The 18,053-nt window shown below is 67.4% G+C and carries 19 protein-coding genes; 11 read left to right on the top strand and 8 right to left on the bottom strand.

Going from position 1 to position 18,053, the window contains the following annotated elements; translation table 11 throughout:
* Window positions 1–13: 13 nt before the first annotated feature.
* Window positions 14–946: an ornithine carbamoyltransferase gene (gene argF, locus H7F35_RS20350; protein WP_187108399.1), complete on the bottom strand. Its 933-nt coding sequence runs from the start codon at window positions 944–946 to the stop codon at window positions 14–16.
* Complete coding sequence (locus H7F35_RS20355) at window positions 943–2,151, bottom strand: aspartate aminotransferase family protein (RefSeq protein WP_187108400.1); 1,209 nt, start codon at window positions 2,149–2,151, stop codon at window positions 943–945. Before H7F35_RS20355 ends, argF begins: the two co-directional genes overlap by 4 nt.
* Window positions 2,152–2,313: 162 nt before the next feature.
* On the opposite strand from H7F35_RS20355, the gene H7F35_RS20360 reads away from it, so the two are divergent.
* The gene (locus tag H7F35_RS20360) at window positions 2,314–2,724 is read left to right on the top strand and encodes a DUF3579 domain-containing protein (RefSeq protein WP_187108401.1); all 411 of its coding nucleotides are present in this window, start codon (window positions 2,314–2,316) and stop codon (window positions 2,722–2,724) included.
* 96 nt (window positions 2,725–2,820) lie between these two features.
* On the opposite strand, the gene rpsT is transcribed toward H7F35_RS20360, so the two are convergent.
* On the bottom strand, window positions 2,821–3,138 hold the full coding sequence (gene rpsT, locus H7F35_RS20365) for a 30S ribosomal protein S20 (RefSeq protein WP_187108402.1): 318 nt from the start codon (window positions 3,136–3,138) through the stop codon (window positions 2,821–2,823).
* A 117-nt stretch (window positions 3,139–3,255) separates the two neighbouring features.
* Here rpsT and murJ point away from each other — a divergent pair, with 117 nt between their 5' ends.
* The 7 genes from murJ to H7F35_RS20400 all read left to right on the top strand — a co-directional run bounded on the left by murJ (window position 3,256) and on the right by H7F35_RS20400 (window position 10,127).
* Window positions 3,256–4,809 (top strand): murein biosynthesis integral membrane protein MurJ, encoded by a 1,554-nt coding sequence (murJ, locus tag H7F35_RS20370; protein ID WP_187108403.1) that lies wholly within the window; start codon window positions 3,256–3,258, stop codon window positions 4,807–4,809.
* A gap of 61 nt (window positions 4,810–4,870) precedes the next feature.
* The gene (locus H7F35_RS20375; protein ID WP_187108404.1) at window positions 4,871–5,722 is read left to right on the top strand and encodes a SirB1 family protein; all 852 of its coding nucleotides are present in this window, start codon (window positions 4,871–4,873) and stop codon (window positions 5,720–5,722) included.
* Window positions 5,722–6,150: a bleomycin resistance protein gene (locus H7F35_RS20380; RefSeq protein WP_187108405.1), complete on the top strand. Its 429-nt coding sequence runs from the start codon at window positions 5,722–5,724 to the stop codon at window positions 6,148–6,150. Before H7F35_RS20375 ends, H7F35_RS20380 begins: the two co-directional genes overlap by 1 nt.
* Window positions 6,151–6,291: 141 nt before the next feature.
* Window positions 6,292–6,714 (top strand): YciI family protein, encoded by a 423-nt coding sequence (locus tag H7F35_RS20385; protein ID WP_187108406.1) that lies wholly within the window; start codon window positions 6,292–6,294, stop codon window positions 6,712–6,714.
* Window positions 6,715–6,742: 28 nt separating this feature from the next.
* Window positions 6,743–7,177, top strand: a complete 435-nt coding sequence (locus H7F35_RS20390; RefSeq protein WP_187108407.1) for a YciI family protein — start codon at window positions 6,743–6,745, stop codon at window positions 7,175–7,177.
* 2 nt (window positions 7,178–7,179) lie between these two features.
* The gene (locus H7F35_RS20395) at window positions 7,180–8,472 is read left to right on the top strand and encodes an RNA polymerase sigma factor (RefSeq protein WP_187108408.1); all 1,293 of its coding nucleotides are present in this window, start codon (window positions 7,180–7,182) and stop codon (window positions 8,470–8,472) included.
* A gap of 47 nt (window positions 8,473–8,519) precedes the next feature.
* On the top strand, window positions 8,520–10,127 hold the full coding sequence (locus tag H7F35_RS20400) for a M14 family metallocarboxypeptidase (RefSeq protein WP_187108409.1): 1,608 nt from the start codon (window positions 8,520–8,522) through the stop codon (window positions 10,125–10,127).
* A 327-nt stretch (window positions 10,128–10,454) separates the two neighbouring features.
* Here H7F35_RS20400 and H7F35_RS20405 read toward each other — a convergent pair whose 3' ends face one another.
* The 5 genes from H7F35_RS20405 to purM form a co-directional block, all read right to left on the bottom strand.
* Window positions 10,455–11,465, bottom strand: a complete 1,011-nt coding sequence (locus H7F35_RS20405; RefSeq protein ID WP_187108410.1) for a GlxA family transcriptional regulator — start codon at window positions 11,463–11,465, stop codon at window positions 10,455–10,457.
* A complete protein-coding gene (locus tag H7F35_RS20410) occupies window positions 11,420–12,049 on the bottom strand; it encodes a DJ-1/PfpI family protein (protein ID WP_187108411.1) in 630 nt (209 codons plus the stop codon). Before H7F35_RS20410 ends, H7F35_RS20405 begins: the two co-directional genes overlap by 46 nt.
* The gene (locus H7F35_RS20415) at window positions 12,046–12,618 is read right to left on the bottom strand and encodes a cysteine hydrolase family protein (RefSeq protein WP_187108412.1); all 573 of its coding nucleotides are present in this window, start codon (window positions 12,616–12,618) and stop codon (window positions 12,046–12,048) included. The genes H7F35_RS20410 and H7F35_RS20415 overlap by 4 nt, the downstream gene beginning before the upstream one ends.
* A gap of 124 nt (window positions 12,619–12,742) precedes the next feature.
* Window positions 12,743–13,837 (bottom strand): AI-2E family transporter, encoded by a 1,095-nt coding sequence (locus tag H7F35_RS20420; RefSeq protein ID WP_187108413.1) that lies wholly within the window; start codon window positions 13,835–13,837, stop codon window positions 12,743–12,745.
* A 49-nt stretch (window positions 13,838–13,886) separates the two neighbouring features.
* Entirely contained in the window at window positions 13,887–14,927 is a 1,041-nt protein-coding gene (gene purM, locus H7F35_RS20425) for a phosphoribosylformylglycinamidine cyclo-ligase (protein WP_187108414.1), read from the bottom strand.
* A gap of 130 nt (window positions 14,928–15,057) precedes the next feature.
* On the opposite strand from purM, the gene hda reads away from it, so the two are divergent.
* Genes hda through folK form a run of 3 tightly spaced genes read left to right on the top strand, consistent with a single transcriptional unit; the run spans window position 15,058 to window position 18,047 of the window.
* Entirely contained in the window at window positions 15,058–15,744 is a 687-nt protein-coding gene (hda, locus tag H7F35_RS20430; protein ID WP_256327128.1) for a DnaA regulatory inactivator Hda, read from the top strand.
* 27 nt (window positions 15,745–15,771) lie between these two features.
* Window positions 15,772–17,400 (top strand): polynucleotide adenylyltransferase PcnB, encoded by a 1,629-nt coding sequence (pcnB, locus tag H7F35_RS20435; RefSeq protein WP_187108415.1) that lies wholly within the window; start codon window positions 15,772–15,774, stop codon window positions 17,398–17,400.
* Window positions 17,397–18,047 carry a 2-amino-4-hydroxy-6-hydroxymethyldihydropteridine diphosphokinase gene (folK, locus tag H7F35_RS20440; RefSeq protein ID WP_315970458.1) on the top strand — a complete coding sequence of 217 codons (651 nt, stop codon included), beginning with the start codon at window positions 17,397–17,399 and terminating at the stop codon, window positions 18,045–18,047. The genes pcnB and folK overlap by 4 nt, the downstream gene beginning before the upstream one ends.
* Window positions 18,048–18,053 lie beyond the last annotated feature (6 nt).

Raw genomic sequence — 18,053 nt, forward strand, 5'->3', positions numbered from 1 at the left:
ACGGCCAGCTCCGTCAGAGCCTGCCCAGGAGCAGGAACTCCATCAGCGCCTTCTGGGCGTGCAGCCGGTTTTCGGCCTCGTCCCACACCACCGACTGCGGGCCGTCGATCACCTCGGCCTGCACTTCCTCGCCGCGGTGGGCGGGCAGGCAGTGCATGAAGAGGGCGCCGGGCTGGGCCACGCGCATCATGTCTTCATCGACGCACCAGTCGGCAAAGGCCTTGCGGCGGGCTTCGTTCTCGGCCTCGTAGCCCATGCTGGTCCAGACGTCGGTGGTGACGAGGTCGGCGCCGCGGCAGGCTTCCATCGGGTCCTTGAAGACCTTGTAGCTGTCGCCCGAGCGGATGCCGGCGATCGACTGGTCGACCTCGTAGCCGCTGGGTGTGCTCACGTGCACCGTGAAGCCCAGGATCTCGGCCGCCTGCAGCCAGGTGTTGGCCATGTTGTTGCCATCGCCCACCCAGGCCACGGTCTTGCCCTGAATCGAGCCGCGGTGCTCGATGTAGGTGAAGATGTCCGCCAGGATCTGGCAAGGGTGGAACTCGTTGGTCAGGCCGTTGATGACCGGCACGCGCGAGTGCGCCGCGAAGGCGTCGATCTTGGTCTGCTCGTAGGTGCGGATCATCACGATGTCGACCATGCGGCTGATGACCTTGGCGCTGTCGTCGATGGGCTCGGCGCGGCCCAACTGGCTGTCGCCGGTGGTCAGGTGGACCACGCTGCCGCCGAGCTGGTACATGCCGGCCTCGAAGCTCACGCGGGTGCGCGTGCTGGCCTTCTCGAAGATCATCGCCAGCGTGCGGTCGACCAGCGGCTGGTGCTTTTCATACGTCTTGAACTTCTTCTTGATGATCGCCATGCGATCGAAAAGGTAGACGTACTCGTCGGCCGTGAGGTCGGCGAACTGCAGGTAGTGGCGGATGGCGGGTGTCGTGGTGGTCGTCATTGCGCGGCAGGCTCCGACAGGAAGGCTTTGACGATGGGCGCGAGGATGGCGACGATCTCGTCGGCCTCGGCAATGCTCAGGATGAGTGGCGGCACGAGGCGGATCACCTTGTCGGCCGTCACGCTCAACAGCAGGCCGGCGTCGCAGGCGCGATTCAGGATCACGCCGCAGGGCCGGTCGAGCTCGATGCCCAGCATCAGGCCCTGGCCGCGGATGTCCTTCACGCCGGGCAGGCCGCCGATTTCGCGCTCCAGCGCGGCCTTCAGGTGGGCGCCCACGGTGGCGGCGTTCTCGAGCAGCTTGTGCTCTTCCATGATGCGGATGGTTTCGATGCCGGCGCGCATGGCGAGCGGGTTGCCGCCGAAGGTGGTGCCGTGGTTGCCCGGTCCGAAGATGTTGGCGGCCTTGGGGCCGGCCACCACTGCGCCAATCGGCACGCCCGAGCCCAGGCCCTTGGCCAGCGGCATCACGTCAGGCTTGATGCCGGCCCACTGGTGGGCGAACCACTTGCCGGTGCGGCCCATGCCGCACTGCACTTCGTCGATCATCATGAGCCAGTCGCGCTCGTCGCACAGCGCGCGCACTTGCTTGAGGTAATCGACACGCATCGGGTGGATGCCGCCTTCGCCCTGGATGGTCTCGAAGAACACGGCGACCACGTTCGGGTTGCCTTCGGTGGCCTTCTTGAGCGCCTCGATGTCGTTCAGCGGCACGCGGATGAAGCCCTCGACCAGCGGGCCGAAGCCGGCCTGCACCTTGGGGTTGCCGGTGGCCGACAGGGTGGCGATGCTGCGGCCGTGGAAGGCGGCTTCATAGACCACGATCTCGGGGCGCTCGATGCCCTTGTCATGGCCGTACTTGCGGGCCAGCTTCAGGGCGGCTTCGTTGGCCTCCAGGCCGGTACAGCAGAAGAATGCGTTGGTCAGGCCCGACAGCTCGGTCAGCTTGGTGGCGAGCTGTTCCTGGCCGGTCACGTGGTAGTAGTTGGAGCTGTGGATCAGCTTGGTCAGCTGGTCCTGCAGCGCGGGCACCAGCTCGGGGTGGTTGTGGCCCAGCGTGTTGACGGCAATGCCGCCGAGGCCGTCGATGTAGGCCTTGCCCGTGGTGTCCCAGACTCGGCAGCCCTGGCCGTGCGACAGTGCGATCGGCAGGCGACCGTAGGTGTTCATGACGTGGGGCGAGGTGGGCTGGGCGGTAGCGCTCATTCGGGGTTCTCCAGATAGGGAAGGCGGATTCTAGGCGTGCGGTTTGACGGCTTCGTTGAGGATTCCGCATTACTGCAATGCCCCATGTTCAGGATGCAAAAAGTGGCGCGGATAGAATCGCTTGCTGCACCGCAGCACCTGCTCCGGGCGCCTCATTCAACGATGATTTCCCCCACTGCCAAAGAAATCTTCATCCAGGGCATCACGCACGATGGCCGGACTTTCCGCCCCAGCGACTGGGCCGAGCGGCTTGCCGGTGTCATGAGCTCCTTCCGTCCCGGTGGCGCCTTTCCGGGCAGCTACCTGAGCTATTCCCCATGGTGCGAGCCGACCACCATCAACGGGGTCAAGTGCGTGATCGTGAACCGCGACCTGCGTGACCTCGAACCCATGGCCTGGGACTTCTGCGTCAACTTCGCGAAGGACAACGACCTGCAGGTGTCCGAGGTGTCCCCGGCGCCGCCCGCACCGGCCGTGCCCAAGGCCGTGCAGACCCCGGTGGCGGCTGTGGTGCGGTCGGACCCCGTCGCACCGGTGATTCCCGTCGAGCCACCCCAAACCGATCGCCCATGAAAAAACCGCCCGAAGGCGGTTTTTTACACTTTGCTGCAGCGCACCCCGATCAAACGGCGGACCGGAGAATTCCGGCCCGGGCTTGCCTGACAGGTGTCAGGCGGCGACGGCCTTTTCAGGCGCGAGGGCGAGGGCCTTGACCTTGGCCGACAGGCGGCTCTTGTCACGGGCTGCCTTGTTCTTGTGGAAGATGCCCTTGTCGGCGACGGTGTCGACGATGCTCTGGGCCTTCGCGAACAGTTCGCTTGCCTTGGTCTTGTCGCCGGCCAGAACAGCCTTTTCGACGTTCTTGACCGCGGTACGGTATTTGGAGCGCAGCGAGGTGTTCGCAGCGTTGAGCTTGGTGTCCTGGCGGACGCGCTTACGGCCGGAGGCGAGGCGCGGGTTCTTTTTCTTGGGCTTGGCGGATGCCATGATTTAGTTCCTTAGGTGTCTGAGGATGATGCAGCAAAGCCCTCCATTATAGGGCGGGTTGTCATTTCCTCCGAATTACCCCTTTTTGCCGCCTTTGCGGGCCCTACACTCGCCCCCGTGTCCCTGCTCAAATCCGCCTCCACCGTCTCCCTGCTGACTCTCGCATCGCGGATCACGGGCCTCGTGCGCGACGTGCTTTTCGCCTCGGTTTTCGGCGTCAGCGCGCTCACCGATGCCTTCAACGTCGCATTTCGCATCCCGAACCTGTTCCGGCGGGTTTTCGGCGAAGGTGCCTTCAGCCAGGCTTTCGTGCCGGTACTGGCCGGGCGCAAGACGGAAGCCGGCGAAGAGGGCGCCCGGCAACTGATCGACCACGTCGCCACGCTGCTGACCTGGACGCTGGTGGTGGTCTGCGTGGTGGGGGTGGTCGCGGCGCCGCTGATGGTCTGGGCCATGGCCAGCGGGCTGGCCGGTTTCGACTCGGCGGTCGTCATGACGCGCTGGATGTTCCCGTACATCGGCTTCATGTCGCTGGTGGCGCTGGCGGGCGGCATTCTCAATACATGGCGCAAGTTCGCGGTGCCCGCCGCGTCGCCGGTGCTGCTGAACATCGCGCTGATCCTGTCGATCGTGGTCGGCGCACCGCTGTTCCGCAGGTACGGCATCGAGCCGATCTATGCGCAATGCGTGGGCGTGCTGCTCGGCGGCGTGCTGCAACTGGCCCTGCAGATCCCGGCGCTACGCGCGCTGGGCCTGATGCCGCGCATCGGCGCGAGCTTCAAGGCGCTGGGCACGGCCTGGAAAGATCCCACCACGCGCAAGGTGATGAAGCTCATGCTGCCCGCCTTGCTGGGCGTGAGCGTGGCGCAGATATCGCTGCTCATCAACACGCAGATTGCCTCGCACCTCGCAACGGGCAGCGTGACCTGGGTGACCAATGCCGACCGCCTGATGGAATTCCCGACCGCCATGCTCGGCGTGGCCCTCGGCGTGGTGCTGATGCCCCAACTGGCCGGCGCTCGCGCCGCCAAGGACGACGCGCGCTATTCGTCGCTGCTCGACTGGGGCCTGCGCCTCGTGGTGCTGCTCTCGGCGCCGTGCGCCGTCGCGTTGCTGCTTTTCGCGCAGCCGCTGGTGGCCGTGCTGTTCCACAACGGCGCCTATCCCGACGACGCCGTGCGGCGCACCGCGCTGGCGCTGACGGGCTATGGCGTCGGCCTGATCGGCCTCGTGGCCGTCAAGGTGCTGGCGCCCGGCTACTACGCCAAGCAGGACACCCGTACGCCGATGCTGATCGCCGTGGGCGTGCTCATCTTTACCCAGGTCCTCAACTTCTTCCTGGTGCCGGTGCTGCAGCATGCGGCGCTCACCCTGACCATTGCCATCGGCGCGCTGGTCAATGCGACCTGGCTGCTGGTCGGCCTGATCCGGCGCGGCAGCTACAAGCCCGAGCCGGGCTGGGGCAAGTTCGCGCTGCAGGTGCTGGCCGGCGTGCTGGTGCTGGCGGTGCTGCTGGCGTGGGGCTCGCATCACTTCGACTGGATCGGCCTGCGCGACCAGAAGCTGTACCGCATCGGCCTGCTCGCCGCACTGATCGCCGGCTCGGCATTGCTCTATTTCGCCGTGCTGGCAGCCGTTGGCGTGCGCCCGCGCAGTTTCATGCGCCGCTGAGGCTTTGGCGAGCCGGAAAACACTGCCTTGACGCTCCCGGCGGGCTCCTCTACAAAGACACATGACGTTCAGCTTTCAGGTTCCTACCGCACTGGAATACTTCGAGTCACTGGTTCGCAGCGACGAGCAGTTTCCATTGCTCGAAGCCGCCGCCAGCCTCGCGCAGGACGAATACCCCGAACTCGACGTGCAGCAGGTGCTGGGCGATGTCGACCAGCTCCTGGCCCGCCTCAAGCGCCGCCTGCCGGCCGATGCCGCACCGCTGGCCCGGCTGCGCGCGCTCAACCAGTTCTTCTTCAATGACCTGAACTTCGGCGGCAACGTCAACGACTACTACGACCCCGACAACAGTTACCTGAACGCTGTGCTGCGCACCCGCCGCGGCATTCCGATCTCGCTGGCGGTGCTGTGGATGGAGCTGGCGCAGGGCCTGGGCCTGCAGGCGCGAGGCATCGGCTTTCCCGGCCATTTCATGCTCAAGGTCACGCTGCCCAAGGGACAGGTGGTGATCGATCCGTTCACCGGCAAGTCGCTGTCGCGCGAAGAACTGGGCGAGCGGCTGGAGCCCTACAAGCGCAGCAACGGCCTCGTCGGCGATTTCGACGTGCCGCTGGGCCTGTACCTGCAGCCCGCCAGCTCGCGCGAAATCATCGCCCGCATGCTGCGCAACCTGAAGGAAGTGCACCACGCGCAGGAAGACTGGCAGCGCGTCATTGCCGTGCAGGACCGCCTGATCGCGCTGCTGCCCAGCGCCTGGGGCGAGTTTCGCGACCGCGGCGTCGCGCACGCAGAGCAGGGCAACAACCCGCTCGCGGTGCGCGACCTGGAAACCTACCTGTCGAACGCCGAGGACGCGCTCGACATCGACGTGATCGCCGAGCGCGTCGCCATCCTGCGCCGAACGGCCAACTGATGGACACCAAGGCCGGTGTGAGCCCGGCACCCGACCTCGGCACCCGGCATGAATTCCACGGCGTGCAGCCGGTGCTGCCGGTATCGGACGTCTCGCGCGCCGCGCGCTGGTTTCGCGACGTGCTGGGTTTCGAGCTTGATTTCATTGCCGGCGAGCCGCCCAGCTACGCCCGGGTGAAGAAGGGCGACCGCACCTACGGCGACCCGGTCTATCTGCGCCTGTGGCAGTGCAATGGCCGCGAAGCCATGCCCTGGCGCGGCGAAATCGTGATCCACGTGGGCAAGGACATCGATGGCCTGCACGCCGCCTATGTGACGCGCGGCGTGACCGTGATCGAGCCGCCAACCTCTCAGCCCTGGGGCCTGCGCGAATTTGCGATCCGCGAGCCGGACGGGCATGTGCTGCGCTTTTGCGGCTACCTGCCCTGAGTGCGGCCGGGTTTTTGAAGCAAAAAATTACAACCAGATCGACGTGATCGTGTCGATCCGCCTCCCGCTCGCCCGACGTGTGAACAGGAGCACGCAGTTTCCAGCGTCTCCCGAACCTCATCAACCTTCAGGAGAAACACCATGCGATTCATGATTCTGGTCAAGGCCAACAAGGATTCCGAAGCGGGCGTCATGCCCAGCACCGAGATCCTCACCGAGATGGGCAAGTTCAACGAGGAACTGGTCAAGGCCGGCGTGCTGCTGGCGGGCGAGGGGCTGCACCCGAGTTCCAAGGGCGCCCGCGTGCGCTGCGAAGGCCTCAAGCGCACAGTCATCGACGGCCCCTTCGCCGAAACCAAGGAACTGCTCGCCGGCTTCTGGCTGCTGCAGGTCAAGTCGAAGGAAGAAGCCATCGAGTGGATCAAGCGCAGCCCCTTCCAGGAAGGCGAGATCGAGATCCGCCAGGTGTTCGAGGCCACCGACTTCGGTGATTCGATGACGCCCGAGCTGCTCGCCCAGGAAGACCGCCTGCGGGCCGAGTCCGCCTCCAAGGCCGGTCGCTGAGTTCCGCGACGCACAAGGAGACATTGCCATGCGATTCATGCTGCTGATGATTCCCCACGGCTACGAAACCGCCGCGCCCGGCACCATGCCCGAGGACGCCCAGGCGATGGCCGCGATGATGGCCTACAACGAGTCCCTGCAAAAAGCCGGCGTGCTGATCAGTTGCGACGGCCTGCATCCGCCCTCGATGGGCGCACGCGTGAGCTTTCCGGGCGGCAAGCCGAAGATCGTCGACGGGCCGTTTGCCGAGGCCAAGGAAGTGCTCGGCGGCTTCTGGGTGATCAACGTGGCCTCGCGCGCCGAAGCCATCGAATGGGCCGCGCGCTGCCCCGGTGGCGAGAACGAAGTGATCGAGGTCCGGCAGGTGCAGGAACTCGAAGACTTTCCGCCCGACCTGCAGGCCTTGGGGGGCAGCATCCCCTCGATGCAGACCGTGCCCGAGGGCCAGAAAAAGAAAGGCTGAGCATGGCGATCAGTGACGCCGGCGCCGGCGCCATCCATCGTGCGATCGAGGCGGTCTGGCGGATCGAGTCCGCGAAGATCATCGCCACGCTCGCGCGCATGGTGCGCGACGTGGGCCTGGCCGAAGAGCTGGCGCAGGACGCGCTGGTCTATGCGCTCGAACAATGGCCCGAAGCCGGCGTGCCCGACAACCCCGCCGCCTGGCTCACCGCCGTGGCCAAGCACCGCGCCCTCGACCGCCTGCGCCATGGCCAGTTGGCCGATCGCAAGGCGCCCGAGATCGGCCGCGAACTCGATGCCCGGCACGACATCGCGCAAGCCGACTTCGCCGAAGCAGTCGATGCCGCCCTTGACGACGACATCGGCGACGACCTGCTGCGCCTGGTCTTCACCGCCTGCCACCCGGTGCTGTCGACCGAAGCGCGCGTGGCGCTCACGCTGCGGCTGATGGGCGGCCTCACCACCGACGAAATCGCCCGTGCTTTTCTCGTGCCCGAAGCCACGGTGGCGCAGCGCATCGTGCGCGCCAAACGCACGCTGGCCGAGGCGCGCGTGCCCTTCGAGGTGCCGCGCCGGCATGAGCTTCAGGCGCGGCTCGCCTCGGTGCTCGAAGTGCTCTACCTGATCTTCAACGAAGGCTATGCCGCCACCGCTGGCGACGACTGGATGCGTCCGACGCTGTGCGACGAAGCGATGCGCCTGGGCCGCATCGTGGCCGAGCTGGTGCCCGGCGAGTCCGAGGTGCACGGCCTCGTGGCGCTGATGGAAATCCAGGCTTCCCGCACGGCCGCACGCGTCGGTGCGTCTGGCGAGCCGGTTCTGCTGCTCGAACAGAACCGGGCGCGCTGGGACCAGATGCTGATTCGCCGCGGCCTCGCTGCGCTCGCGCGTGCCGAGTCGCTGGGTGGTGCCTTCGGCCCTTACGCCCTGCAGGCCGCCATTGCTGCCTGCCACGGTCGCGCGCGCACCGCCGGCGAAACCGACTGGCCGCGCATCGCCGCGCTCTACGACGCGCTGGCCGAGTTGTCGCCGTCGCCCATCGTCGAACTCAACCGCGCCGTCGCGCTGTCGATGGCCTTCGGGCCGGCCGTGGGGCTGGAGGTGGTGGAGCCGCTCATGGGCGAGCCCGCGTTGCGCGGCTATCACTTGTTGCCGACCGTGCGTGGAGATCTGCTCTTCAAGCTCGGCCGGCTCGACGAGGCGCGCAAGGAGTTCGAGCGCGCCGCCTCGCTCACCCGCAACACGCGCGAACGGGCGCTGCTGCTCAGGCGTGCGAGGGCCTGTACCCTGAGCTGAATGCCTGCTGAAGCCACGGCAGCCCGCGCGAGGAGAAAATGCGCGCCATGCGCCGTATCTCTCACTTCCATTTCCTGTGCGTCTTTGGCCTGACCTTGCTGTCGGCCGCATCGGCCCAGGCCCAGTTCGATCCTGCCAAGGTGTGGGTCGAGCCAGCGGCCATTGCGGCGCGCTTTCCCGATCCGTCGGTGAGCTACGCCACGCCGGGCTTTCGCGCCGGTCGCACCGACTTTGCCTCGCACGCCGAGGTGCTGGCTTTTCTCGATGACCTGGCGCGCCAGTCGCCGAACGTGCGTGTCGAGCGCCTGGGCGTGTCGCAGCAGGGGCGTGAGATGCCGCTGGTGCTGCTTGCCGACCAGGGGCGTTTCGATCCCGCGCGGCCCACCGTGATGGTGATCGGCCAGCAGCACGGCAACGAGCCGGCCGGCGGCGAAGCAGTGCTGGCCCTGGCGCAGCAGTTCGCCAGCGGGCCGGGCGCGGCGCTGCTGCAGAAAGTGAACCTTGTGCTGCTGCCGCGTGGCAACCCCGATGGCGCGGAGCATTTCACCCGCGTCACCGCCAACGGCATCGACGTGAACCGCGACCACCTGCTGCTGCGCACGCCCGAGGCGCGCCTGATCGCGGCCGCGACCTTGCGCTTTCGGCCGCAGGTGGTGCTCGACCTGCACGAGTTCACCGTCGGTGGCCGCTGGATCGACAAGTTCGGTGCGGTCATGAAGTACGACGGCCTGCTGCAGCCCGCCACCGTGGGCAACCTCGACGCCGCCATGGCCGCGAGCGCGCAGCGCGACTACATCGACGCCATCCAGTCCGCGTTCACGCAGGCGGGGCTGCAGGGCTTCAAGTACCACACGACTTCTGGTGGCAAGAGCACGGACCGCACCGTCTCGATGGGCGGCGTGCAGCCCGACACCGGCCGCAATGTGAGCGGCCTGCATCAGGCCGTGAGCCTGCTGCTGGAGGTGCGCGGCGTGGGGCTGGGCCGCGCGCATTTCGCGCGCCGCGTGCACACGCAGGTGCTGGCCGCCACCACCGTCATCGAGACGGCGGCGCGCCAGGGGCCGGCGCTGATGCAGCTCACCGCACAGGCTGGCCAGCGCGCCAAGGACGATGCCTGCCACGGCGACCTCGTGGTCGAGGCCTGGCAGACGACGACGCGCCAGCGCCTGGACTTTCTCGATGCGAAGAGTGGGGAAGAAAAGGCAGTCGATGTCGAGTGGCGTGCGGCCGAGCCGCTGAAGATCGCCAACGCGCGCCCGCGTCCGTGCGGTTATTTGCTGGCGGCCAGCGAAACGGTGGCCGTGCAGCGCCTGCAGATGCTGGGTGTGCGCGTGGAACGCATCGACAGCGCAGCGCCGTGGCAGGTCGAGCGCTACGAGATCCTTTCGCAGACCGACGGCCAGAGGCAGGACGCACGCGGCGCCATCGAGGACGGTGAGGCGATCCGCGCCTTCCGCGTGCGGCCACGTACTGGCCGAGCAGTGATGCCACCGGGCAGCTTCTATGTCTCGCTGGCGCAGCCGTTGTCGCCCTTGGTCAGCGCTGCGCTGGAGCCGGATTCGCAGAACAGCTATGCGGCCAACAGGCTGCTGGAGATCGGTGACGACAAGCTGCTGCGCGTGCCTGGTCCTGCGCCTGTGGGGGTCTGGCACTGAGTGTGTTGCGTTTTTTTGTGCTGTTGTTGTTCAGGGCGTCGCTCACGTCGACACGGTGCTCTTTTTCGCGAATGTCCCCCGCTTCGCTCCTCCTTTATTTCGCGAAAAAGAGCCCCGTATCGGCGCGAGCGCTCAGAGCGGTCGTTGTTCAGCGAAGCACCAGCAGCGTGCCCAGGTGCGAATGACGCCGGGTGCTCCCCGCAGCGAAATAAAGGAGGAGCGACGCGGGGGACATTCGCGGAGGGGAGCACCTGGCGTCATTCGCACTCGCCCTGAACGTGTCTCCAGCGATCGCAAGCGGTCAATACAACGCGAGTTGAACGCCCGCTAATTTTTCAGCAGAGCATTCGCTTCAGACGGCGACCCCGGCAGCCCGAACTGATGCCACGCGCGACGCAACTGCGTGTCTGAACCGAAACCCGACAACTCCGCCGCCCGCGTGACATTCGAGCCCGAAGCCAGCGCGAGTTGCGCCGCCGCCAGCCGCAGCCGCCGCAGATACGCCAGCGGCGCCACGCCCGCATGCTCGACGAACAGGCGCGTGAGATGCCGTGCCGAGGTATGCGCCACCTCCGCCATGCGCGGCACGCTCCACTCGGCCTGAGGTTGCTCGCTGACCGCGTCCTGCACGCGGTGCAGCGCGGCATGCAAGTGGTTGCGGTAGGCGAGAAAGGGCGACAGTTCCGGGTCGTGCGGGCCGCGCCGCAACGCCACCACCATGGTCTGCGCCACCTGGGCTGCGAGGGCTTCGCCGCAAATCTCGGCGATGCGGTGCAGCACGAGGTCGATGCCGGTCGTGACGCCCGCGCTGCTGTAGAGCGGCGGGTCGATCACGAACACGCGATTTGCCACCACGTCGCAATTCGGCTCCACCATGCGCAGTTCGTCCAGGTGATGGTGGTGCGTGGTGGCGCGCCGGCCCGCGAGCGTGCCAGCGTGGGCCGCCAGCACGGCACCGGCGCAGATCGTCACCAGTTCCAGCCGGCCGTGCTCGAAGCGCAGGCTGCGCAGCCAGTGCAGCAGGTCTTGCGCCTCGGGGTTGTCGATGGCGATGCTGTTTCCGGGCAGACCGACCAGCACCACCCAGGCCGGGCTGTCCCATTGCGTGGGCAGCGGCACCAGCCCGGTGAGCGCAACGCCGACCGAACTGAGAGAGGTCGGCCGGGGGCTCGCAAATTCGAGCGCGAAACGTTCGGGCTGGCCCATCGCACGCAGCCGCTGGTTGGCGATGCGCAGTGCCTCGGCGGGCCCGGCCCAGTCGAGCACGAGACTGCCGGGCAGCAGCGCGAAGATTACGCGGATGGGTGGCTGTTGTTGCTGCTGTTGTTGTGGGTCCATGCGTAGTCCATCTGGCGCGCGGTGCGCTCGGCCAGTTCGCGTCCGGCCAGGCGCTCGATCAGGTGCAGGCTCATGTCGATGCCCGCGCTGATGCCGGCCGAGCTGACGACACGGCCGCTGTCGACCCAGCGCACGCCTTCGCGCACATCGAGCTGTGGAAACTGCGCGCGCAGGTCGGCGATGTCTTCCCAGTGCGTGGTGATCGCCTCGCGCGTGACCACACCGCTTTTCGCGAGCAGGAAGGCGCCGGTGCAGACCGACGCCACGAGCTGTGCGCCGGCTGCGCTTTCCGCAATCCAGCGCAAGGTGTCGGGGCTGGCCATCGGCGCATCGACCACGCCGCCAGGAACGATCAATACGTCGGCTTCCGGGCTGTCCTCGAGTGTGTGATCGGCCAGCAGGCGAAGACCGGCGCGCGCCTGCACGGGCGATGCCTGAGCGACCGAGGCCACCTCGAACGGCACGGCCGTGCCGGGCTGCATCCGCTGGCTGACGCGGCTGGCGGTGGTGAACACCTCGAACGGCCCGGCGAAGTCCAGTGCCTCGACGCCGTCGTAGGCCAGGATCAGTACGCGCAGGCTCATGCGTTGGCCTTTGCGCCGGCGCGTTCCAGTGCCTGCGCCACGCTGCAGACCGTGGCGAAGCGGCCGTGCAGCACGGTGGCGGTACGCGCCTTGATGTCGGCGGCGGCGAGCGGCTGGCCGTCGGGCTGGGTCATGTCGAAGGTCAGCGTGGCGTCGGTCACGTAGTCGACCTCCCAGCCCAGGTCCGACGCGTGGCGCGTGGTGGTTTCACAGCATTGCTCGGTGCGGATGCCGCTCACGATCAGCCGGCCGATGCCGTTCTGCGTGAGCCAGATGTCGAGCCCGCTGTTGACCAGCGCGCTGTGCCGGTGCTTGGTGAAGGTGGCCGTGGCCTCGAAATCGGCCAGGCCCTCGATGGGCCGGATGTGGCCCGATTCGACCGCGAACGGGTTGCTCGCATCGGCCGGTTCGTCGACGTGGAAGATCCGCACGATCGGCGTGCCGGCGGCGGCGCAGCCCGTGATGAGCGCGTTCTGCGCGGCGAAGTAGGGGGCGGCCTGGCGTTCGTCCCAGTAGGGGCGCTGGCGAAACGACGCCTGGGCGTCAATCACAATCAGACAGGTTTTCATGGCGGTGGCTCACAAGGGCGGAATGGATGATGCCGCCTATTCTTGTGCATTACCAGCCCATGGTCCGCTCGGGAGCGGACCAGAACCGATCAGATCAGGACATGGCCTGTCGGCCACGGCCCGCTCAGACCAGCGCCGCTGCCTGCAGCTCTTTCTTCAGGTACGCGTAGTACAGCGGCGCCGCCACCAGCCCGGCCGGCCCGAACACCGCCTCGGCCACGAACATCACGGCCAGCAGCTCCCACACGCTCATCTGCGTGCGCGCGCCCACCACCTTGGCGTTGATCACGTACTCGGCCTTGTGGATCACGATCAGGAAGATCAGGCAGGCCAGCGCCGTGACTGGCGAAACCGACAGGCCCACCAGCGTGATCACCGAGTTGCACACCAGGTTGCCCACGATCGGCACCAGCCCGGCCAGGAAGGTCAGCGTGATCAGCGCCGGCGTGTACGGCAGGTGCGCGCCCCACATCGGCATGATGAACAGCAGGAAGATGGCCGTGAGCAGCGTGTTGAAGGCCGCGATCCAGAACTGGGCCGCCACGATCTGGCCGAAGGCCTCGCCGAAGGTCTCGACGCGCTGGTGCAGTTGCTCGGCCAGCGGCTTGCGAAGCAGCGGCGCATGCGCCACGGCAGCCAGGCTGCCGACGATCAGGCCCACATAGGAAAAGAGCAGTCCGTGCAGCCAGGCGCGCCCGGCCATGGCCAGCGAACCGGCCTGCGCGCGCAGGTAGTTGGCGATCACGCGCTGGATCTCGGCCGCGCCTTCGGGCAGGTACGCCGCGATCTCGCCCGGCAGTTTGGAGCGCAACTCGAGCACCGTGCGGGCCGTGTAGTCGAGCAGCTCGCGGTACTGGTCGGGCGCATCGACGATGTATTCACGGGCCTGCGACAGCAGCAGCGTGACCAGCGCGATCGGGCCGAGCAGCACCAGGATGACGGCCAGCACGCCGGCCCAGCCTTCGGCATGCTTGCCGAGCGATGGAATGCGCCGCAGGCCGCCGGTCAGCACGCGCGCGAACCAGCGCGTGGCCAGAAAGCCGATGCAGACGCACAGCAGGCCCGGCAGCAGGTGTTCCCACATCACCAGCAGCAGCGCAGCCAGCATCAGCAGGTAGCTGGCGATCATCACGCCGCGTGAGGCCGTCACGCGGGGGATGCGGGACGTGGGAGCCGTGGGAACGGCTGTCGTGGTGGGTTGTTGCGGCTTTTTGGCCATCCGGGGTGCGGGTGCTCTGCTCAGGAAAGTGGACGGAGCAAGCCGGCGGTCAGCCGACGACCACCGCGGCGCCTTCGCCGCGCGCGGCGATCACGCCGATGTCGTGCACCGTTTCACCGGCGGCGCGCAGGGTGGCGGCACAGGCAGCGGCTTCGGCCGCGTCGATCACCACGACCATGCCGATGCCGTTGTTGAAGGTGCGGTTCATCTCGATGTCGTCGATGCCGGCGACCTTCTGCAGCCAGGCGAAGAGTTCGGTCTGCGGCCAGCTGCCCTTCTTGAGATGGGCGGCCGTGCCTTCGGGCAGCACGCGCGGGATGTTTTCGAGCAGGCCGCCACCGGTGATGTGGGCCAATGCCTTGATCGGGTGTTTGGCCAGCGCTTCCAGCACGGGCTTCACATACAGGTGGGTGGGCTCCATCACGGCTTCGCGGAAGGGCTTGCCGTCGAGGGTGGCGGGCAAATCGGCGCCCGCGCGCTCGATCACCTTGCGAACCAGGCTGAAACCGTTGGAATGCACGCCGGCCGAGGCCAGGCCGAGCACCACGTCGCCGGGCTTGACGTTCTGGCCCGTGAGGATTTTCGATTTTTCGACCGCGCCGACCGCAAAGCCCGCCAGGTCGTATTCGCCGGCGGGGTACATGCCGGGCATTTCGGCGGTTTCGCCGCCGATCAGCGCGCAGCCCGAAAGCTCGCAGCCGCGGGCGATGCCGCCAATGACCGCGGCGGCGGTGTCCACGTCCAGCTTGCCGCAGGCGAAGTAGTCGAGGAAGAAGAGGGGCTCGGCGCCTTGCACCAGCACGTCGTTGACGCTCATGGCCACGAGGTCAATGCCGACGGTGTCGTGCATGTTCCATTCAAAAGCCAGCTTGAGCTTGGTGCCCACGCCGTCGGTGCCGCTCACCAGAACCGGCTCTTTGTAGCGCTTGGGCACCTCGAACAGGGCGCCGAAACCGCCGATACCGGCCAGCACGCCTTCGCGCAGGGTCTTCTTGGCCAGGGGCTTGATGCGGTCGATCAGGGCGTCGCCAGCATCGATATCGACACCGGCGTCCTTGTAGCTGAGCGGGGTGGGCGTGGGGGAAGTCATGGGCGGTCGAGGTCGAGAAGGAGGCGAACAGAGGGCGAAGGGGGAGGCGCCGGTAACCGAGGCGGCCGGGCCGATAGAATTCCTCACGATTTTAAGGGCCCCAGCGGCCCCCTCCATGAACCTTCCCGGGATGAAACAGCTCGCGCTCGATATCGGCATTGCGACGGGCCCCAGCTTCGACGCCTTTTTTGCCGGCCCCAACGAGGCGGCGCTCAGCCACCTGCAACTGTGGGCGGGCAGCGCCGGCAGCCCTGTGCTGCACTCGCCGGTGCCGACCTATCTTTGGGGCGAAAGCGGCAGTGGCAAGACCCATCTGCTCGAATCGGTGCGTGTCGCACTGCGCGAGCAGGGCGCCAGCGTGGGCTGGCTCCACGCCGGCCTGCTGGAGCCGCCCGAGTTCGACGAGCGCTGGGGCGCCGTCCTGCTCGACGACGTCCACCTCTACACCGCGGTGCAGCAGCACGCGGCCTTCAACTGGTTCGTCAACGCCCAGACCCTGCAGCGCGGCGTGGTGGGTGCGGGCGCCTTGCCGCCGGCCGACCTGCCGCTGCGCGAAGACCTGCGCACCCGCCTCGGCTGGGGCCATGTCTTCCATCTGCAGGTACTGAGCGAAAGCGAACGCCGCGCGGTGCTGCGCCAGGCCGCCGATGCGCGCGGCGTGATGCTGTCCGACGACGTGCTCGACTACATGCTTCACCGCTTCAGCCGCGATCTGGGCAGCCTGATGGAGCTGCTCACGCAGCTCGACGGCTATGCCTTGCAGACGCAACGCGCGATCACCATTCCGCTGATCCGCTCCATGCTCGAGAACGAATAAAAGAGCGAACAAGGCTTTCAACCAACAATGATCAAGAAATTCATCGACAAGCTGCTCGGCAAGACCGCCGGCAGCACACAGGGCAAGAGCCGCTTCGGCAAGCGCCAGGAGGTGCCGGCAGAGGTTCACAAGATCGATCCGGCCCTGGTCGACGAACGCGCGAAAAATGTGGTCACCACGCTGCAGCAGGCGGGGTACGAGGCCTATGTGGTGGGTGGCGCGGTGCGCGACCTGCTGCTGGGGCTGCGCCCCAAAGACTTCGACGTGGCCACCAACGCCACGCCCGAGCAGGTCAAATCGCTGTTTCGCCGCGCCTTCATCATCGGACGGCGCTTTCGCATCGTGCACGTGGTGTACGGCCGTGGTCGCGAGCATGAGGTGATCGAGGTCTCGACCTTCCGCGCCTACATGGACAACGCCGCCGCCGAGCAGGTGGCGGGCAATGAGCGCACCAGCAAGGGCGAGCTTGCGAGCATGAAGCACGCCGTCGACGCCAGCGGCCGCGTGCTGCGCGACAACGTCTGGGGTCCGCAGGAGGAAGACGCGGCGCGCCGCGACTTCACCGTCAACGCCATGTACTACGACCCGGCCAACCAGGTCGTGGTCGACTATCACAACGGCATCAAGGACGCCCAGAAGCTCACGCTGCGCATGATCGGCGACCCGGCCACGCGCTACCGCGAAGATCCGGTGCGCATCATTCGCGCGATCCGCTTCTCGGCCAAGCTCGCGGCCCTTGGCTTCAAGATGGAAGCCAAGACGGCGGCGCCGCTGATCGAGTCGAGCAAGCTGCTGGCCGACGTGCCGCAAAGTCGTTTGTTCGACGAAATGCTCAAGTTGTTGCAGACCGGCCATGCAATTGCCACGGTCGAGCAACTGAACAAGTTGGGGCTGGCCAAGGGCATCTACCCGCTGCTCGACGTGGTGGTCGAGCGTGCCGACCAGCCCTTCGTGAAGGCGGCCCTGCAGGACACCGACCGCCGCGTGGGCGAAGGCAAGCCCGTGGCGCCCAGCTTCCTGCTGGCCTGCGTGCTGTGGGCCGACGTGCGCGATGGCTGGGCCCAGCGCCAGGAAGGCCAGCGCGGCCAGCGCCCGCAGGCGCCGTTCCCGGCGCTGCAGGACGCCATCGACGACGTGTTCAATGCGCGCATCGGCGACGTGTCGGGCCGCGGCAAGCTGGCCGCAGACATGCGCGAGATCTGGATGATGCAGCCGCGCTTCGACAAGCGCACTGGCTCCACGCCCTACAGCCTCGTCGAGCAGGCGCGCTTTCGTGCCGCCTTCGACTTCATGCGGCTGCGGGCCGATGTGGGCGAGGTCAGCGAGGCCATTGCCGAGTGGTGGCAAGAGTTCAGCACCGCCGACGACCTGCGCCGCCAGGACCTGCTGGAGCAGGTGCGTGAAGAGCAGAAGGTGCGCCAGCGCGTGCGTGTGCGCGACCCCGCGCCGGCAAAACCACGCAATGAGCCGGCCGCACGTCCGCAGAGCCGGGATGACCAGGATTCCGAGCAGGACGACGAGGTTGAAGTCGAGGCTGGCGCCGTGCCGCCCGATGGCGAGGCCGCGGCGCCGCGCAAGCGCCGGCGTCGTCGCAACAAACCGCGCCCCGGTGGCGGCAGCAGCAGTGAGGGCGGCGGGAGCGCCGCGGCCGAATGAGCACGTCCGGCCAGCCGAAGGACGGCAGGAAGAGCCCCGCAACCAAGACCCCGGCCAAGAAGTCCGCACCGCCGCGCGCGGGCGGTGCCAAGCCGCCGTCGGCTGGCGCCAGAAGCGGCCCGCCCGCACGCCGTGCGCCTGCTGGTGCCCCCGTGCGCCGCCCGCGCGGTCCGCGCGAGGACTACCCGACCGTGCAGGCCTTCGTCGCCATCGGCGCGAACCTGGGCGATGCCGAGGCGGCCGTGAAGGCGGCCATGGCCGCGATCGGCGCGCTGCAGCGAACCCAGGTGACGGCCCGCTCGTCGCTCTATCGCAGTGAGCCGGTGGATGCCGAAGGTCCTGATTTCGTCAATGCCGTGGTGGCTGTGCGCACCGGGCTGGATGCCGAGCAGTTTCTCGTGGCTTTGCAGCGCCTGGAGACGCAGGCCGGCCGCGAGCGGCCTTTTCCCAATGCGCCGCGCACGCTCGATCTCGACCTGCTGATGCACGGCAACTCGGTGATCGACACGCCGACGCTGACCCTGCCGCATCCCCGCATGCGCGAGCGCGCCTTCGTGCTGAAGCCGCTCGCAGAAATTGCGCCCGACAAGGTGCCGCGCGCAGCGCTGGCACGTGTCACGGGCCAGGTGGTCAAGCGCATCGTCTAGACGGCC

It is taken from the genome of Variovorax sp. PAMC26660, assembly GCF_014302995.1.
In the GTDB taxonomy this organism is placed as follows: domain Bacteria; phylum Pseudomonadota; class Gammaproteobacteria; order Burkholderiales; family Burkholderiaceae_C; genus Variovorax.

Excerpts from the sequence above, each read along its gene's own strand:
- argF (WP_187108399.1), bottom strand. The coding sequence starts at position 946 with ATGACGACCACCACGACACCCGCCATCCGCCACTACCTGCAGTTCGCC.
- H7F35_RS20355 (WP_187108400.1), bottom strand. The coding sequence starts at position 2,151 with ATGAGCGCTACCGCCCAGCCCACCTCGCCCCACGTCATGAACACCTAC.
- H7F35_RS20360 (WP_187108401.1), top strand. The coding sequence starts at position 2,314 with ATGATTTCCCCCACTGCCAAAGAAATCTTCATCCAGGGCATCACGCAC.
- rpsT (WP_187108402.1), bottom strand. The coding sequence starts at position 3,138 with ATGGCATCCGCCAAGCCCAAGAAAAAGAACCCGCGCCTCGCCTCCGGC.
- H7F35_RS20375 (WP_187108404.1), top strand. The coding sequence starts at position 4,871 with ATGACGTTCAGCTTTCAGGTTCCTACCGCACTGGAATACTTCGAGTCA.
- H7F35_RS20380 (WP_187108405.1), top strand. The coding sequence starts at position 5,722 with ATGGACACCAAGGCCGGTGTGAGCCCGGCACCCGACCTCGGCACCCGG.
- H7F35_RS20385 (WP_187108406.1), top strand. The coding sequence starts at position 6,292 with ATGCGATTCATGATTCTGGTCAAGGCCAACAAGGATTCCGAAGCGGGC.
- H7F35_RS20390 (WP_187108407.1), top strand. The coding sequence starts at position 6,743 with ATGCGATTCATGCTGCTGATGATTCCCCACGGCTACGAAACCGCCGCG.
- H7F35_RS20395 (WP_187108408.1), top strand. The coding sequence starts at position 7,180 with ATGGCGATCAGTGACGCCGGCGCCGGCGCCATCCATCGTGCGATCGAG.
- H7F35_RS20400 (WP_187108409.1), top strand. The coding sequence starts at position 8,520 with ATGCGCCGTATCTCTCACTTCCATTTCCTGTGCGTCTTTGGCCTGACC.
- H7F35_RS20405 (WP_187108410.1), bottom strand. The coding sequence starts at position 11,465 with ATGGACCCACAACAACAGCAGCAACAACAGCCACCCATCCGCGTAATC.
- H7F35_RS20410 (WP_187108411.1), bottom strand. The coding sequence starts at position 12,049 with ATGAGCCTGCGCGTACTGATCCTGGCCTACGACGGCGTCGAGGCACTG.
- H7F35_RS20415 (WP_187108412.1), bottom strand. The coding sequence starts at position 12,618 with ATGAAAACCTGTCTGATTGTGATTGACGCCCAGGCGTCGTTTCGCCAG.
- H7F35_RS20420 (WP_187108413.1), bottom strand. The coding sequence starts at position 13,837 with ATGGCCAAAAAGCCGCAACAACCCACCACGACAGCCGTTCCCACGGCT.
- purM (WP_187108414.1), bottom strand. The coding sequence starts at position 14,927 with ATGACTTCCCCCACGCCCACCCCGCTCAGCTACAAGGACGCCGGTGTC.
- hda (WP_256327128.1), top strand. The coding sequence starts at position 15,058 with ATGAAACAGCTCGCGCTCGATATCGGCATTGCGACGGGCCCCAGCTTC.
- pcnB (WP_187108415.1), top strand. The coding sequence starts at position 15,772 with ATGATCAAGAAATTCATCGACAAGCTGCTCGGCAAGACCGCCGGCAGC.
- folK (WP_315970458.1), top strand. The coding sequence starts at position 17,397 with ATGAGCACGTCCGGCCAGCCGAAGGACGGCAGGAAGAGCCCCGCAACC.